The organism is Xanthomonas chitinilytica, from assembly GCF_026107455.2.
Lineage (GTDB): Bacteria > Pseudomonadota > Gammaproteobacteria > Xanthomonadales > Xanthomonadaceae > Stenotrophomonas > Stenotrophomonas chitinilytica.
This window is the reverse complement of record NZ_JAPCHY010000014.1, coordinates 99,937-115,368: the sequence shown is the minus strand read 5'-3', so window position 1 is coordinate 115,368 and position 15,432 is coordinate 99,937. Positions and strand designations below refer to the sequence as shown.

Here is a 15,432-nt window from a genome sequence, read left to right as displayed (position 1 = left end):
AGCGGTTGAAGAATCTCTAGCGCCCAGATGCCCTTGTAGGAGCGACGTCAGTCGCGACGGGGCATTGCCGGGAAGTCCCCGTCGCGACTGACGTCGCTCCTACAGGTTCTAATGACAAGTCGAGGAATTCCCATGCAGGACCTGCGCATCTCCCTCGTCCAGGGCGACACCCGCTGGCACGACCCGGCCGGCAACCGCGAGCACTACGCCGCGCTGCTGGCGCCGCTGGCCGGCTATACGGATCTGGCGATCCTGCCGGAAACCTTCACCAGCGGCTTCTCCAACGACGCCATCGACAAGGCCGAGGACATGGACGGCCCGACCGTGGCCTGGATCCGCGAGCAGGCCGTGCGGCTGGGCGCGGCGGTCACCGGCAGCGTGCAGCTGCGGGTGGGCGAGGGCGTCCACAACCGCCTGTTGTGGGCCACCCCGGACGGCGGACTGCGGCACTACGACAAGCGCCATCTGTTCCGCTACGCCGGCGAGCACAAGCGCTACGCCGCCGGCCGCGAGCGGCTGTGCGTGGAATGGAAGGGCTGGCGGATCAATCCGCAGGTCTGCTACGACCTGCGCTTCCCGGTGTTCTGCCGCAACCGCTTCGACGTGGAGCGCCCGGGGCAGATGGATTTCGACCTGCAGATCTTCGTCGCCAACTGGCCGTCGGCGCGCGCCTATCCGTGGAAGACCCTGCTGCGCGCGCGCGCCATCGAGAACCTGTGCTACGTGGCGGCGGTCAACCGCGTCGGCGTGGACGGCAACGGCCTGCACTATGCCGGCGACAGCGCGGTGATCGACTTCCTCGGCCAGCCGCAGCTGGAGGTGCGCGAACGCGAGCAGGTGGTGACCACCCGCATTTTCGCCGAGGCGCTGGCCGCGCACCGCGAGCGCTTCCCGGCCATGCTCGACGCCGATGCGTTCGCCCTGGATGGTCTGGCGGTGCGCTGAACCGGGACTTGCCGGATGTTCGCCGGCTCATGCGCGGCGAACGCGGCGACTGCTAGATTCGCCGACAGTTTCCGCAACCGCGAGCCGAGAACGATGAAGATCCTGTCTGGAGCCCTGATGCTGCTGGCCACCGCCGCATTCGCCCCGGCCGCGCAGGCGGCGGGCAACATCGGCTGCGAACTGCACTACAACCTGACCGGCTGGTCGGCCTTCTACAAGACCGCCGAAGGCACCGGCATCATCCGCTGCGACAACGGCACGCGGATCCCGGTGAAGATCGTCGCCAAGGGCGGCGGGCTCACCGTGGGCAAGACCCGGATCACCGACGGCAAGGGCCACTTCAGCGGCGCCTATTCGGTCAACGACCTGCTCGGCACCTATGCCGCGGCCGAGGCCCACGCCAGCGCGGTCAAGGCCAGCAATGCGCAGGTGATGACCAAGGGCGACATCTCGCTGGCACTGGCCGGCACCGGCGAGGGCTGGAGCCTGGGCGTGGGGTTCGGCAAGTTCGTGCTGTCGCGGCGCTGAGTGGCCGCGGCGGTTTCCGCGCTGGAGCCGCGTGTCCGGCATCTGCCGGGAATGATCGAAAAGCCCGCGATTGACGTCGCTCCTGCAATATTCCCGCTGTCTGTAGGAGCGACGTCAGTCGCGGGCTTTCCGGCCAGACCCGGGTGTCCGTTCTTCCCCGCGGTGGGGCAAAGAACCAAAAAGAAACGCCCCCGCTAGCGGGGGCGTTCTGCGTTCAGGGCATCGCGTGCCGCGTGCGTCGGTCAGGCGCCGCGCGGGCCGCGCGAGCCGCCGCCGGGACGGTTGCCGCCCGGCCGGCCAGCGCCCTGCGGGCGGTTGCCGCCGGGACGCGGAGCACCGCCGGGGCGCCCGCCCGGACCGCGGCCCGGCGCATTGCCTGCGCGTGCCGGCTTTGCGCTGCCATAGGGGCTGAAGCCCGGGTTGGCATGGTCGGACGGAAAGCTCGGGGCATTGCCCGGGTGACCGTAGGGGTGCTTGCGCTGGCCCTGCGCCTGGCCGCCAGCCGCGCCGCGGCCGGCGCCACCGGCCGCGCCGGGACGACCCTGGCCGCCGGCACCCGGACCCTTCGGCTTGCCATAGGGGCGGCCCTGGCCGGCGCCCTGGCCGCCACGGCCACCGGGACCGGCGTTGCGGTGGCCGCTGGGGCCGGTGCTGACGCCATCGGGCACGTACCAGGTGCGGAACGCGGCCGGGTTGCCGTCCGGCAGCGGCTTCGGCCCCTTGGGCGTGCGCTGCTTGAACGGCTTCTGCGACTGCTTGGCGGCGGCTTCGCCGCTGACGGTCAGGCCGCCCTTGAAGCCGCCCTTGCCGCGACCACGGCCGCGGTCCTCGCGCACGTTGTCGAAGCGGCGCAGCTCGCGGCCTTCGTCGGCGGTGCTGTGGCCGTTGACGTAGGCGTTGCCGCGGCCGCCGTCGCGCGACACGCGCACGGTGGTCTTGGCGGCCTTGCGCTGGCCGATCACCGGCTGCAGGGTCAACGCCGACGGTGCGCCCTGTTCGAGCTTGAGCTCGGCGCGCAGCGCCTCGACCTGGGCGCTGGGCAGCTCCACCGACTGCCCGCGCAGCAGTTCGCGCGGCAGCGAGACCTTGCCGTAGCGGGTGCGCTTGAGGCGGCTGACCTGGCAACCCTGCGATTCCCACAGCCGGCGCACTTCGCGGTTGCGGCCTTCCTTGACCACCACCCGGAACCAGTCGTGCGAGTCGGTGCCGCCGATGCGTTCGATCTCGTCGAACTTGGCCGGGCCATCCTCCAGCGCCACGCCGCGGGCGAGGCGGTCGACGAGGTTGTCCGGCACCTTCTCCTGGCCTTCCGGCGCCCGCACGCGCACCACGTACTCGCGTTCGATCTCGAACGACGGGTGCATCATCGCGTTGGCCAGCTCGCCGTCGGTGGTGGCCAGCAGCAGGCCGGTGGTGTTGATGTCCAGGCGGCCGATGGCGATCCAGCGCGCGCCCTTGAGCGGCGGCAGCGCCTCGAACACGGTCGGGCGGCCCTCGGGATCCTCGCGCGTGGTCACTTCGCCTTCGGGCTTGTTGTAGATCAGCACGCGCGAGGGATCGGTCAGCGCGGTGGCGACGAAGCCGCGGCCGTCCAGTTCGATCCTGTCGCCGCTGCGGACCGACATGCCGGTCTGCGCGACCTCGCCGTTGACCTTGACCAGGCCGTCGGCGATGCGCTGTTCCAGCGCGCGGCGCGAACCCAGGCCGGCCTGGGCCAGGACCTTGTGCAGGCGTTCTTCGAGCTTGGGCTGTTCGGCGGCGGCATCGCGCTTGAGCGAGAGCTTGTTCAACGACAGCTTGCGGGGGGTGTCACTCATCTGTTTGGCTCCGGCCGGCGGTTTCCGCGTCGGCCTCTTGTTCGGGATCGGCTTCGTCAACAGCCACGGTCGTCTTCGCGACGGCGTTGTCTTCGGTTTCGTTCACTTCCGCCGCGCGCTCTCCCGGCGCAGCTTCGGGTTCGCCATCAAGGGCGGTATCGGTGGCCGCGTCGGCATCGGCCGTCGCGGTGTCTGGATCGGTGGGTGTCGCGGATCCGGCGTCGGTGTCGTCCGCGGCCGCCGCGTCGTTGGCGGCGCCGTCGCCGGCATCGTCCGGGGTGGCCGCGCCGGCGGTGATGCTGCCGGCCGGCTGGCCGTCGCTGTCCAGCGGCAGCTGCGGCTCCAGTTCGCCCAGGTCGCGCAGTTCGGACAGCGGCGGCAGTTCGTCCAGCCGCTTGAGCCCGAAGTAGTCCAGGAACGTCTTGGTGGTGCCGAACAGCGCCGGCCGGCCGGGGACGTCGCGGTGGCCGACCACGCGGATCCACTCGCGTTCTTCCAGCGCCTGGATGATGTTGCTGCTGACCGCCACGCCGCGGACCTGCTCGATCTCGCCGCGGGTGATCGGCTGGCGGTAGGCGATCAGCGCCAGGGTTTCCAGGGTGGCGCGGGTATAGCGGGTCTTGCGCTCGGTCCACAGCCGCGCCACCCATGGGTGCACTTCGTGGGTGACCTGGTAGCGGAAGCCGGAGGCCACTTCCACCAGCTCCACGCCGCGTTCGGCGCAGGCCTCGCGCAGCTGTTCCAGTGCGCGCTCGACACTGCCCGGCGGCGCCGGCTCGTCCTCGGGGAACAGGCCGTGCAGCTGCGCCAGGGTCAGCGGCTGGCTGGAAGCCAGCAGTGCGCCCTCGACGATGCGGTTGATCAGCGATTGATCCATGCGATGGGTCGGTTGCTCAGTCGGATTCGTTGGCGGCGTCGCCGTCGTCGAACTCGCTGGAGAACTGCAGCGGTTCGTTGGTGTTGCCGGCGGCGAGCGACTTGACGTAGATCGGCGCCAGCGGTGCTTCCTGGACGATGTCCAGCAGTTGCTCCTTGGCCAGTTCCAGCAGGGCCAGGAAGGTGACCAGCACGCCGAGCTTGCCTTCCTCGGCGGTGAACAGGGTCTCGAAACGGTAGAACCTGCCGTCTTCCAGACGGCCCAGCACGTCGCCCATGCGCTGGCGCACGCTCAGCGCCTCGCGCTTGATGGCGTGGCCGCTGAACAGCTCGGCGCGCTTGAGCACGTCGTGCAACGCCAGCAGCATTTCCTTCAGCTCCACCGGCGGCGGCAGCTTGATCGCGGCCCGGTCCGGCACGAAGGCCTGTACCGGCGCGGTATCGCGGTCCTGCCGGGGCAGGGCGTCCAGGTCCTCGGCCGCCTGCTTGAAACGTTCGTACTCCTGCAGCCGCCGTACCAGCTCGGCGCGCGGATCGGCTTCCTCGCCTTCCGCGGCCGGCGGACGCGGCAGCAGCATCCGCGATTTCACTTCGGCCAGGATCGCCGCCATCACCAGGTACTCGGCCGCCAGTTCGAAGCGCAGCTCCTGCATCACCCCGATGTACTCGACGTACTGCTTGGTGATCTCGGCGACCGGGATGTCGAGGATGTCCAGGTTCTGCCGGCGGATCAGGTACAGCAGCAGGTCGAGCGGGCCCTCGAACGCGTCGAGGATGACTTCCAGCGCATCCGGCGGGATGTACAGGTCCTGCGGGATCTGCAGCACCGGCTGCCCATGCACCACCGCCAGCGGCATTTCCTGCTGCTGCGGAAAGTGGGACTGGGTTGGCGGGTTCGCGTCCTGCGCGAGTTCGGAAGTCATCAGTCAGGTTGACATCGGGTATTGCAGTAGCCGTACACGTTCCGGATTCCCGTCCGGCAAGTGCCTGTGCCCTCGGTATTGCGAGCCACGCCGCGCCTTCGCCAGCGCGATTCCACACATCAACAACAAGGCGCGCCGCAAGGCCGCGGCAACGGAAAACGAGGAGGTCGTCTACGCGGTCCGGCAGGGGGGGGCTGCGGATCGGTCGTCGGGCGGGCTTGGACCTTTGCGCCGACGGGCCGCTACAGTCCGGCCGCGTGCAATGTTGCCAAGGGTAATGCGCCGAACCGGGCGGTGTCCAGCGTTGCGGCGCTAGAATTGGCGGGGATTCATCCATGGGACTGACGGAGCCGGCTGTGTGGTACGTGATCGAGGGCTATGACGGGGAGCAGGTGCTGGCCGCGCGGCAGGCCGCCAGGGCGGCGCATCTGGCGCGGTTGCAGGCGCTGCAGGAGCAGGGCCGGCTGCTGCTGGCCGGGCCGTGCCCGGCGATCGACGCCGAGGACCCGGGCCCGGCCGGATTCAGCGGCAGCGTGGTGATCGCCCGTTTCGACGACCTGCAGGCCGCGCGGGACTGGGCGCAGGACGATCCCTACGTGGCGGCCGGCGTGTACGCGCGGGTCGAGGTGCGGCCGTTCCGCAAGGTGCTGCCGTGAGCCGGGTCGAACGCATCCGCGCGGCGCTGGAGGCCGCCTTCGCGCCGGAACGGCTGGAAGTGGAGGACGACAGCCACCGTCATGCCGGCCATGCCGGCGCGCGCGACGGCCGCGGCCATTTCAACGTGACGATCGTCAGCCCGGCCTTTGCCGGGATGCTGCCGCTGGCCCGCCACCGTGCGGTCTATGCCGCGCTGGGGACGATGATGGAGACCGACATCCACGCGCTGTCGATCCGCGCCGAGCCGCCGCCGGCCTGAGCCGGCACCCAGCGCATGGCGGTCTTGGAGGGCGGTGGTTGCCCGGCGCTGCGGTGACTGGCAGTGGACATGCGTTGTCCCTTCGATGTCCTGTTCAGGTCGAATCGGGACATTCCGCAGTCGCTGAACGGTTGGCGAAGTGTTTACACCCTGTCGTGGAAGCGATTACATTCCGCCCCAACCCGGCCGGCAGGGCAGTATTGCGGTGGCCAAGGCAGCGATCACGATCAAGGATGTCGCCCGCGAAGCCAATGTATCCGTGGCGACCGTCTCGCGGGCGCTCAACGGCCACCACAACGTGGCCGAACCCGTGCGCCGGCACGTGCTGGCGGTGGCCGAGCGGCTGCGCTACAGCCCGCACGCGGCCGCGCGCAGCCTCAGCAGCCGTCATACCCAGACCATCGGCGTGGTGCTGCCGGACCTGCACGGGGAGTTCTTCTCCGAACTGATGCGCGGCATCGACGGCGTCGCCCGTGGCCGCCGCCAGCACCTGCTGGTGTCCAGCTACCACGGCGACCAGGAGCAGCAGGGGGCGGCACTGCGCGCCATGCGCGGCCGCGTCGATGGCCTGCTGGTGCTGTCGCCCTACGCCGGCAACCCGGATTTCCTGACCGACAACCTGCCGCCGGCGCTGCCGGTGGTGCTGATCAACACGCCGCTGGCCTATGGCCGCTACCCGCTGCTGCGGATCGACAACCACGCCGGCGCGATGGCGATGACCCGCTACCTGCTGGGTATCGGCCACCGTCGTATCGCCTTCATCCGCGGCCCGGAACAGAACCACGACGCCGACGAACGCCTGCGCGGCTTCCGCGATGCGATGGCCGCGTTCGGCGACGGGGCGCAGGCGATCGAACTGCCGGGCGGCTTCGACGAGACCTCCGGCCACCGTGCCGGGAAGACGCTGCTGGGTAGCGCGCCGCTGCCCGATGCGGTGTTCGCGGCCAACGACATGATGGCGCTCGGCTGCCTGTACGCGTTCGCCCAGGCTGGCATCCAGGTGCCTGCCGACATCGCCCTGGCGGGCTTCGACGACATCCCGCTGGCGCGCTTCGTTCACCCATCGTTGACGACGATGCAGGTGAGTATCGCGGAACTCGGCGGCCGGGCGATGTCCCATCTGTTGCAGCTCATCGACACACCCGGCGAAGGAGAAACCTTCGCCCAGACCCTCGTGCCGACCCTGGTCGCGCGCGATTCGAGCGCTGTCCAGGACAAGGCCCGCCCCGGCCATTGATGCCGGGTTGCCGTCGCAAACATGCCGGCGACCGCATGCGGTCGCCACCATCTGGGAGAGAAACCGAATGAAGCCATCCGACCACCGCCGCCTCCGCCCGGCCCGCCGACTGCTCAGCTGCGCGCTGGCCAGCTGCCTGTTGCTGGGAGCCGCGCCGGCGATGGCGCAAAGCACCGGCGCCACCATCCGCGGCCAGGTGATGCTGGACTCGGCCCCGGCCAGCGAGACCCGGGTCACCGCCACCAACCTGGCCACCGGCCTGACCCGCAGCGTGCAGAGCACCGCTTCCGGCGGCTATTCGCTGGCCGGCCTGCCGCCGGGCACCTACCGGGTGGACGTCAGCTCCGGCGGCAGCACCACGTCGCAGAACATCACCGTGCAGGTGGGCCAGGTGGCGACGCTGAACCTGGGCGTGGGCGGCGTGGCCGAGTCCGCGGCCGACGGCGCGGCCACCACGCTGGATGCGGTGCAGGTGACGGCGCAGGCGGCGGTGGAGACCAAGACCTCGGAAATCGCCACCTACGTGACCCCGCGCCAGATCGAGGCGCTGCCGCAGGGCACGCGCAACTTCCTGGCCTTCGCCGACACCGTGCCGGGCATGATCTTCGAGCAGAACCCGGCCAACGGCTCCACCAAGCTGCGTTCCGGCGCGCAGAGCGCCAACAACATCAACGTCTACATCGACGGCGTCGGCCAGAAGAACTACGTCATCAAGGGCGGCATCACCGGCCAGGACTCCAGCCGCGGCAATCCGTTCCCGCAGCTGGCCATCGGCGAGTACAAGGTCATCACCTCCAACTACAAGGCCGAATACGACCAGATCAGCTCGGCGGCGGTGACCGCGGTCACCAAGTCGGGCACCAACGATTTCTCCGGCTCGTTCTTCTGGGACTACACCAACCAGGACTGGCGCACCGCGCGCGAGAGCGAGAAGGATGCCGGCGAGAAGATCCGCTCCTCGGAGAAGCAGTACGGCGCGGCCTTCGGCGGCCCGATCATCAAGGACAAGGCGCATTTCTTCGTCAGCTACGAGGCCAAGGAATACAACACGCCGCAGGACCTGGAGCCGGGGCAGGGCTTCCTGATCGAGGAGCTGCCGCCGGAGCTGGCCGACCAGTTCCGGCCGATCGCCAGCCCGTTCAAGGAAGACCTGTACTTCGGCAAGCTGAGCTGGTCGGTCACCGACGCCAACCTGCTCGAACTGAGCTTCAAGCGCCGCGAGGAGAGCGACATCGGCAACGTCGGCGGGCAGAGCGCGCACAGCTACGGTACCGACATAGGCGTGACCGAGGACCGCTACGACCTGCGCTGGCAGTTCTCGAGCATGAACTGGCTCAACGATGCCCACCTGACCTGGGAAGAGGCGTACTGGACCATGGCGCCGGTCAACTACGGCAACGGCTATGTGCTCACCGACGGCACCGCCAACGACGGCGCGCAGATCTTCCGCATGGGCGCCGGCAACGGCGGCCTGCAGGACAAGGGCCAGGAAGGCTGGTCGTTCCAGAACGACACCACGTTCTTCGGCTGGGAAGGGCACACCCTCAAGTTCGGCGTGAAGTACAAGCAGGTCGAGCTCAATACCGTCGAACAGCAGCCCTACAACCCGCAGTTCTACTACGACATCAACGAAGGCGGCGACATCCCGTATTTCGTGCGGTTCGGCAGCCCGGTGGCCGGCACCAGCGGCGGCACGGTCACCTCGAAGAACAAACAGTTCGGCATCTACATCCAGGACGACTGGGAGGCGACCGAGCGCCTGACCCTCAACCTGGGCCTGCGCTGGGACTACGAGAAGACGCCGGCGTACATGGATTTCCGCACCGGCCAGGAGGTGCTCGATGCGCTGGCCATGCAGGATCCGCAGGCCGGCGCCGCGCCCGGGCAGACCTATGCGCAGACGCTGGCGCTGGGGGGCATCGACGTGAACCGCTTCATCAGCACCGGCAACAACCGCAAGGCGTTCAAGGACGCGTTCCAGCCGCGCCTGGGTTTCTCCTACGACCTCAGCGGCGACGAGCGCCATGTGCTGTTCGGCGGCATCGGCCGCGCCTACGACCGCAACCTGTTCGACACCCTGCAGCTGGAGCAGACCAAGGCCACCTTCCCGACCCGGCAGCTGCGCATCAACACCGCCGGCCATCCGTGCGACGTCGCCGCCGCCGACTGCGTGGACTGGACTCCGCAGCTGCTGGACCGCGACTACCTGATGGCGCAGGGCGCCTCCGACTGGGCCGGGCGCGAGGTCTGGATGTTCGACAACGACCTGAAGGTGCCGTATTCGGACCAGTTCAGCCTCGGCATCCGCAACGCGGTCCGGTTCGCCGGGCACGACTGGAACACCTCGCTCACCCTGCAGCACATCCGCTACAAGGACGGCCTGCTGCTGCTGCGCGGCAACCGCCGCGGCGACGGCTCCTATTTCGATCCGAGCGGCAGCCCCTGGGAAGGCGGCGGCGTGCCGGGCATGGGTGGGTTGATCCTGGGCATCAACGGCATCGAGTCGAAGAACAACTCGCTGCTGTTCAGCGCCGACAAGCCGTATTCGGCCGAGAGCCCGTGGAGCCTCAACATCGCCTACACCTTCACCGATGCCGAGCAGAACATCCACGAAGAGAACCCCGAGTACGGCTGGTACTACCCGCTCGGCGGCTGGTATGGCGGCGCCTGGACGCCGAAGCATCGCCTGGTGGTCAGCGGTTTCACCGACCTGCCGTGGGGCTTCAACCTGTCCGGCAAGCTGACCCTGGCCACCCCGGTCCGGCGCTGGAACGATGTGCGGCCGGCCGATGCGGGTCCCGGCAACCCGACCACCATCCGCAGCTTCCAGCCGGACGGCACCCTGGGCTTCAAGCAGTTCGACCTGTCGATCGCCAAGGTGTGGGATACCGGCAGCGACCTGAAGCTCAAGGTCCGCGCCGACATCCTCAACGTGTTCGACTGGACCAACTGGAGGAGCTACGGCATGAACTGGGACACCGGCGTGACCAACAGCTGGGACCAGTACCAGACCCGTACCTTCAAGCTGTCCTTCGGGCTTGATTGGTAAGTGCGGCGCCCGGCCACCCTTGCGCGGGTGGCCGGGAGGTTCAGCATGGAGCATTCCTCCGCGACCCCGGGTCGTGGCAGGATGTAACCGATTCCACGGATATCCGCCTTGACTCTCCGCCGCTTCCTCCACGTTCCGCTGTTGCCGCTGGCCGTCGTGGCCGGTGCCTTCCTCGCCGGCTGCCAGCAGCAGCAACCGCCCGCGGCGGAGAAGCCGCGCCCGGAGGTGATCCTGGTGGAGGCCGAGCTGCCGCCGCGACCGTTGAAGCCGGAACTGCCGCCGTTGTTCGACGACATCGAGCGGCGCACCTTCCAGTTCTTCTGGGACACCACCAACGAGGTCAACGGGCTGACACCGGACCGCTACCCCTCGCGGCCGTTCGCCAGCATCGCCTCGATCGGCTTCGCGCTGACCGCCTATCCGATCGGCATCGAGAACGGCTGGGTCAGCCGCAACCAGGCGGTGGACCGCACCCTGACCACGCTGCGGTTCTTCCGCGACGCGCCGATGGGGCCGCAGCGCACCGGCAGGACCGGCCACAAGGGCTTCTACTACCACTTCCTGGACATGCAGCAGGGGCACCGCTACGACAGCTGGGTGGAGCTTTCCAGCGTCGACACCGCGCTGCTGCTGATGGGCGTGCTGTTCGCGCAGTCGTACTACGACGGCGACGACGCGCGCGAGAAGGAGATCCGCCAGATCGCCGACGTGCTGTACCGGCGCGTGGACTGGAACTGGCTGCAGCGGCGCGCGCCGCTGGTGTCGATGGGCTGGTTCCCGGAAAGCGGCTTCATCGAGCACGACTGGATGGGCTACAACGAGGCGATGATGCTGTACATCCTCGCCCTGGGCTCGCCCACGCACCCGGTCAGCCCGGACGCGTGGACGGTGTGGGCGCGCACCTACGACAACGACTGGGGCGTGTTCCAGGGCCAGGAATACCTGGCGTTCGGGCCGCAGTTCGGCCACCAGTACAGCCATGTCTGGATCGATTTCCGCGACCTGCAGGACCAGTACATGCGCGAGCGCGGCATCGACTACTTCCTCAACAGCCGCCGCGCGACCCTGGCCCAGCGCGACTACGCCATCGACAACCCGATGAAGTGGAAGGACTACGGCGAGAACGTGTGGGGCCTGACCGCCGGCGACGGCCCGCAGAACACCACCCAGGAATACCGTGGCGAGCAGCGCCAGTTCCGCCACTATTCGGCGCGCGGCGCCGGCCTGCGCGAGAACTTCGACGACGGCACCATCGCCCCGACCGCGGCCATCGCCTCGCTGGTGTTCGCGCCGGAGGTGGTGATCCCGGCCACCCAGGAGATGCACAGGCGCTACGGCGATTTCCTGTATTCCAGCTACGGCTTCCTGGACTCGTTCAACCCCAGCTTCAACTACGACATCCCGCTGAAGACCGGACGGCTGGTGCCCGACCGCGGCTGGGTGGCCAGCGACTACATCGGCATCGACCAGGGGCCGATCCTGACGATGATCGCCAACTACCGCAACGAGTTCGTCTGGGACGTGATGAAGCGCAACAAGTACATCCGCACCGGGCTGGAGCGGGCCGGCTTCGTCGGCGGCTGGCTGACCCCGGAGGGCGAACTGCCGCCGTTGCCGCAGCGCGACGAGAAGGCCGCCTCGGCGCGGGCCGCCGGCATCGCCGAATCGCGCGCCGCCGCCGCGCAGGAACAGAAGAACGCCGCGCCGCGGCCCTCGCAGGGCAAGTAGGCGCGCGATGGCCGCCGGCTGCCGGGCCCTGCTGGTGCTGCTGCTCGCGCTGCTGGCCGCCGGCTGCGCGCGCGAGCCGCAGGGGGTGACGCTGCGGTTCTGGGCGATGGGCCGCGAGGCCGAGGTGGTGGCCGAGCTGATCCGCGAGTTCGAGCAGCAGAACCCCGGCATCCGCGTGCAGGTGCAGAACATCCCGTGGACCGCCGCGCACGAGAAGCTGCTCACCGCGTTCGCCGCCGATGGCCTGCCGGACCTCTGCCAGCTGGGCAACACCTGGATCCCGGAGTTCGCCACGCTGCAGACGCTCACGCCGCTGCAGGCGTACGTCGACGCTTCGGCCGAGGTGCGGGCCGACGACTATTTCCCCGGCATCTGGGACACCAACCTGATCGACGGCGAGCTGGTGGGCGTGCCGTGGTACGTCGACACCCGCCTGCTGTTCTACCGCAAGGACCTGCTGGCGCGCGCCGGCTTCGACCAGCCGCCGCGGACCTGGGCCGAGTGGCAGGCGATGATGGCGGCGATCAAGCGCCAGCAGGGGCCGGACCGCTACGCGGTGCTGATGCCGATCAACGAGTTCGAGCAGCAGCTGTCGTTCGCGCTGCAGCAGGACGACCCGCTGCTGCGCGATGGCGACACCCGCGGCAACTTCCGCAGCCCCGGCTTCCGCCGCGCGCTGGCGTTCTACGCCGGGATGTTCGAGCAGGGCTGGGCGCCGAAGATGTCCGAGACCCAGATCTCCAACGTGTGGGACGAGTTCTTCCGCGGCTTCAACGCGTTCTACCTGTCCGGGCCCTGGAACATCCGCGAGTTCAACCGGCGCCAACCGCCGGAACTGGCGGGGCAGTGGGGTACCGCGCCGCTGCCCGGCCCCGACGGCCCGGGCGCCGGTATCGCCGGCGGCACCAGCCTGGTGATCTTCCGTTCCTCGCCGCACAAGGACGCGGCCTGGAAACTGGTGGAGTTCCTGTCGCGCCCGGACATCCAGCAGCGCTTCCATGCGCTGATCGGCGACCTGCCGCCGCGCCGCAGTACCTGGGAGCATCCCTCGCTGGCCGGCGACCCGCTGGCGGCGGCGTTCCGCGACCAGCTGGAGCGGGTCAGGCCCACGCCGAAGGTGCTGGAGTGGGAGCGGATCGTGCAGGAGATGCGCATCGTCACCGAGCAGGTGGTGCGCGGCGGCCTGGGCCAGGACGCGGCGGTGGATGAACTCGACCGGCGGGTGGACGCGATCCTGGCCAAGCGCCGCTGGATCCGCGAACAGGAAGCCGCCGCGGCGGCCGCGCAAGAAGGAGCCGGGCGGTGAAGCGGGGCGCACTGGCCGGCTGGATCTTCGCCGGGCCGGCGCTGGTCGTCATCGGCGTGTTCTTCGGCCTGCCGGTGCTGGCGGCGCTGGCGCTGAGCCTGACCGACTTCGACCTGTACGCGCTGGCCGACCCGCAGCACCTGCGCTTCACCGGGCTGGGCAACTACCTGGACCTGCTGCGCACGCCGATGTTCTGGAAGTCGTTGTGGAACACCACGTACTTCGTGGTGGTCGGGGTGCCGCTGTCGATCGCGGTGTCGCTGGGGGCGGCGCTGCTGCTCAACGCGCCGGTGGCGCGTTTCAAGGCGTTGTTCCGCACCGCGCTGTTCGCGCCGGTGGTGACCACGCTGGTGGCGGTGGCGGTGATCTGGCGCTACCTGTTCCACACCAGCTACGGCCTGGTGAACTGGGCGCTGGCGCAGGTGGGCATCGCCCCGGTCGACTGGCTGGGCGACCCGCGCTGGGCGATGCCGACCATCATGCTGTTCGCGGTGTGGAAGAACTTCGGCTACAACATGGTGATCCTGCTGGCCGGGCTGCAGGCGATCCCGCGCGACCTGTACGAGGCTGCGCGCATCGACGGCGCCTCGCGCTGGCGGCAGTTCCTGCACATCACCCTGCCGATGCTGGGGCCGGTGCTGCTGGTGGTCGGGGTGATCACCGTGTCCGGCTACTTCCAGCTGTTCGCCGAGCCCTACGTGATGACCCGCGGCGACCCGCTGCAGAGCACGGTCAGCGTGCTGTACTTCATGTTCGAGGAAGGCTTCAAGTGGTGGAACCTGGGGCGCGCCTCGGCGGTGGCGTTCCTGTTGTTCCTGATCATCCTGGCGGTGACCGCGCTGATGCTGCGCCTGGGGCGCAGGAAGGAACTGTTGTGAGTCCCACGCAAAAGCAGCGCACAGCCATGTGCGCGGACTCTTTTCCATGAGCCGCGAGATCGGCCAGTCGCGCTGGCATGGCTGGTGGGTGCACGGCGCACTGCTGGCGCTGGCCGCGGTCAGCCTGGCGCCGCTGCTGTGGATGCTGTCGGTATCGTTCATGCCGGCCGGCGAGGCCTCGCGCTTCCCGCCGCCGCTGCTGCCCTCGGCGCTGAGCGCCGCGAACTACCAGGAACTGTTCGCGCGCACCGGCATGGCCCGCAATTTCCTCAACAGCCTGCTGGTGTCGCTGTCGATCACCGCGGGTTCGCTGCTGCTCAACACCATGGCCGGCTACGCCTTCGCCAAGCTGCGTTTCGCCGGGCGCGAGCGGCTGTTCCAGCTGCTGCTGGCGGCGCTGGTGATCCCGGCGCAGGTGGCGATGCTGCCGTTGTTCCTGCTGATGAAGCAGCTGGGGCTGGTCAACAGCTTCGGCGGGGTGATCGTGCCGGCGCTGGCCGGCGTGTTCGGCATCTTCCTGGTGCGCCAGTACGCGCGCTCGATCCCGGACGAGCTGCTGGAGGCGGCGCGCATCGACGGCGCCGGCGAGCTGCGGATCTTCTTCTGGATCGTGCTGCCGATGCTCAAGCCGGTGCTGGTGACGCTGGCCATCTTCACCTTCATGGCCGCCTGGAACGACTTCATGTGGCCGCTGATCGTGCTGACCGACCAGGAGCACTACACCCTGCCGGTGGCGCTGGCCGCGCTGTCGCGCGAACACATCATGGACGTGGAGATGATGATGGCCGGCGCGGTGGTGACGGTGGTGCCGGTGCTGCTGCTGTTCCTGCTGCTGCAGCGCTACTACATCCAGGGCCTGCTGCTGGGGAGCGTGAAGGGGTGAGCCGGCGCGCTTGCGAGGCACTGCCTCGCGCGCCGGCGAACGCCCGGCCACGGATGGCCGGGCAGGAGTTTCCGGAGCCAGCGATGTCGCGCCATGGATGGCAACATGAATAATGAGGACGTGGGAGCTTGCGAGCCACTGCCTCGCGCTGCCGCGAACGCCCGGCCGCGCCGCGGGGAAGCGAGGCGCCACCGAGGTGAACGCGTCGCCACGCGCCAAGGTTGCCGCCGCTTGGCATGGCGCGCCACACCGGCGCAGGCAACGCCGCGTTTTGCGAGAATCCGGCGATGATCGCGGAGTTGGAATGAGGTCCAGTCGATGAAAACGGGTATCGGTGCGTGGTTGC

13 protein-coding genes are annotated in these 15,432 nt (G+C 69.0%); 10 read left to right on the top strand and 3 right to left on the bottom strand.

The window, feature by feature from the left end; translation table 11 throughout:
- Positions 1–132: 132 nt before the first annotated feature.
- Entirely contained in the window at positions 133–945 is an 813-nt protein-coding gene (locus OK345_RS15340; protein ID WP_265128875.1) for an amidohydrolase, read from the top strand.
- Positions 946–1,038: 93 nt separating this feature from the next.
- The gene (locus OK345_RS15335) at positions 1,039–1,473 is read left to right on the top strand and encodes a hypothetical protein (protein ID WP_265128874.1); all 435 of its coding nucleotides are present in this window, start codon (positions 1,039–1,041) and stop codon (positions 1,471–1,473) included.
- A gap of 242 nt (positions 1,474–1,715) precedes the next feature.
- On the opposite strand, the gene OK345_RS15330 is transcribed toward OK345_RS15335, so the two are convergent.
- The 3 genes from OK345_RS15330 to OK345_RS15320 are packed head-to-tail and all read right to left on the bottom strand — an operon-like array spanning position 1,716 to position 5,089.
- Entirely contained in the window at positions 1,716–3,290 is a 1,575-nt protein-coding gene (locus OK345_RS15330) for a pseudouridine synthase (protein ID WP_265128873.1), read from the bottom strand.
- Positions 3,283–4,167, bottom strand: a complete 885-nt coding sequence (gene scpB, locus OK345_RS15325) for an SMC-Scp complex subunit ScpB (protein WP_265128872.1) — start codon at positions 4,165–4,167, stop codon at positions 3,283–3,285. Before scpB ends, OK345_RS15330 begins: the two co-directional genes overlap by 8 nt.
- 16 nt (positions 4,168–4,183) lie before the next feature.
- Complete coding sequence (locus OK345_RS15320) at positions 4,184–5,089, bottom strand: segregation and condensation protein A (RefSeq protein ID WP_265128871.1); 906 nt, start codon at positions 5,087–5,089, stop codon at positions 4,184–4,186.
- Positions 5,090–5,445: 356 nt separating this feature from the next.
- Here OK345_RS15320 and OK345_RS15315 point away from each other — a divergent pair, with 356 nt between their 5' ends.
- The 8 genes from OK345_RS15315 to OK345_RS15280 all read left to right on the top strand — a co-directional run bounded on the left by OK345_RS15315 (position 5,446) and on the right by OK345_RS15280 (position 15,086).
- A complete protein-coding gene (locus OK345_RS15315; protein ID WP_265128883.1) occupies positions 5,446–5,745 on the top strand; it encodes a YciI family protein in 300 nt (99 codons plus the stop codon).
- Positions 5,742–6,005, top strand: a complete 264-nt coding sequence (locus tag OK345_RS15310; RefSeq protein WP_265128870.1) for a BolA family protein — start codon at positions 5,742–5,744, stop codon at positions 6,003–6,005. Before OK345_RS15315 ends, OK345_RS15310 begins: the two co-directional genes overlap by 4 nt.
- A 205-nt stretch (positions 6,006–6,210) precedes the next feature.
- Complete coding sequence (locus tag OK345_RS15305) at positions 6,211–7,242, top strand: LacI family DNA-binding transcriptional regulator (RefSeq protein WP_265128869.1); 1,032 nt, start codon at positions 6,211–6,213, stop codon at positions 7,240–7,242.
- 67 nt (positions 7,243–7,309) lie between these two features.
- A complete protein-coding gene (locus OK345_RS15300) occupies positions 7,310–10,291 on the top strand; it encodes a TonB-dependent receptor (RefSeq protein WP_265128868.1) in 2,982 nt (993 codons plus the stop codon).
- Between the two features lie 99 nt (positions 10,292–10,390).
- Positions 10,391–12,019: a glucoamylase family protein gene (locus OK345_RS15295; RefSeq protein ID WP_425510978.1), complete on the top strand. Its 1,629-nt coding sequence runs from the start codon at positions 10,391–10,393 to the stop codon at positions 12,017–12,019.
- 7 nt (positions 12,020–12,026) lie between these two features.
- Complete coding sequence (locus OK345_RS15290; protein WP_265128867.1) at positions 12,027–13,325, top strand: sugar ABC transporter substrate-binding protein; 1,299 nt, start codon at positions 12,027–12,029, stop codon at positions 13,323–13,325.
- Entirely contained in the window at positions 13,322–14,203 is an 882-nt protein-coding gene (locus tag OK345_RS15285) for a carbohydrate ABC transporter permease (protein ID WP_265128866.1), read from the top strand. Before OK345_RS15290 ends, OK345_RS15285 begins: the two co-directional genes overlap by 4 nt.
- A gap of 46 nt (positions 14,204–14,249) precedes the next feature.
- Positions 14,250–15,086, top strand: coding sequence for a carbohydrate ABC transporter permease (locus OK345_RS15280; protein ID WP_265128865.1), 837 nt, complete (start codon positions 14,250–14,252; stop codon positions 15,084–15,086).
- Positions 15,087–15,432: the final 346 nt, after the last annotated feature.

What these genes read in the sequence shown, in the direction of transcription:
- OK345_RS15340 (WP_265128875.1), top strand. Translation starts at nt 133, where the DNA reads ATGCAGGACCTGCGCATCTCCCTCGTCCAGGGCGACACCCGCTGGCAC.
- OK345_RS15335 (WP_265128874.1), top strand. Translation starts at nt 1,039, where the DNA reads ATGAAGATCCTGTCTGGAGCCCTGATGCTGCTGGCCACCGCCGCATTC.
- OK345_RS15330 (WP_265128873.1), bottom strand. Translation starts at nt 3,290, where the DNA reads ATGAGTGACACCCCCCGCAAGCTGTCGTTGAACAAGCTCTCGCTCAAG.
- scpB (WP_265128872.1), bottom strand. Translation starts at nt 4,167, where the DNA reads ATGGATCAATCGCTGATCAACCGCATCGTCGAGGGCGCACTGCTGGCT.
- OK345_RS15320 (WP_265128871.1), bottom strand. Translation starts at nt 5,089, where the DNA reads ATGACTTCCGAACTCGCGCAGGACGCGAACCCGCCAACCCAGTCCCAC.
- OK345_RS15300 (WP_265128868.1), top strand. Translation starts at nt 7,310, where the DNA reads ATGAAGCCATCCGACCACCGCCGCCTCCGCCCGGCCCGCCGACTGCTC.
- OK345_RS15290 (WP_265128867.1), top strand. Translation starts at nt 12,027, where the DNA reads ATGGCCGCCGGCTGCCGGGCCCTGCTGGTGCTGCTGCTCGCGCTGCTG.
- OK345_RS15280 (WP_265128865.1), top strand. Translation starts at nt 14,250, where the DNA reads ATGAGCCGCGAGATCGGCCAGTCGCGCTGGCATGGCTGGTGGGTGCAC.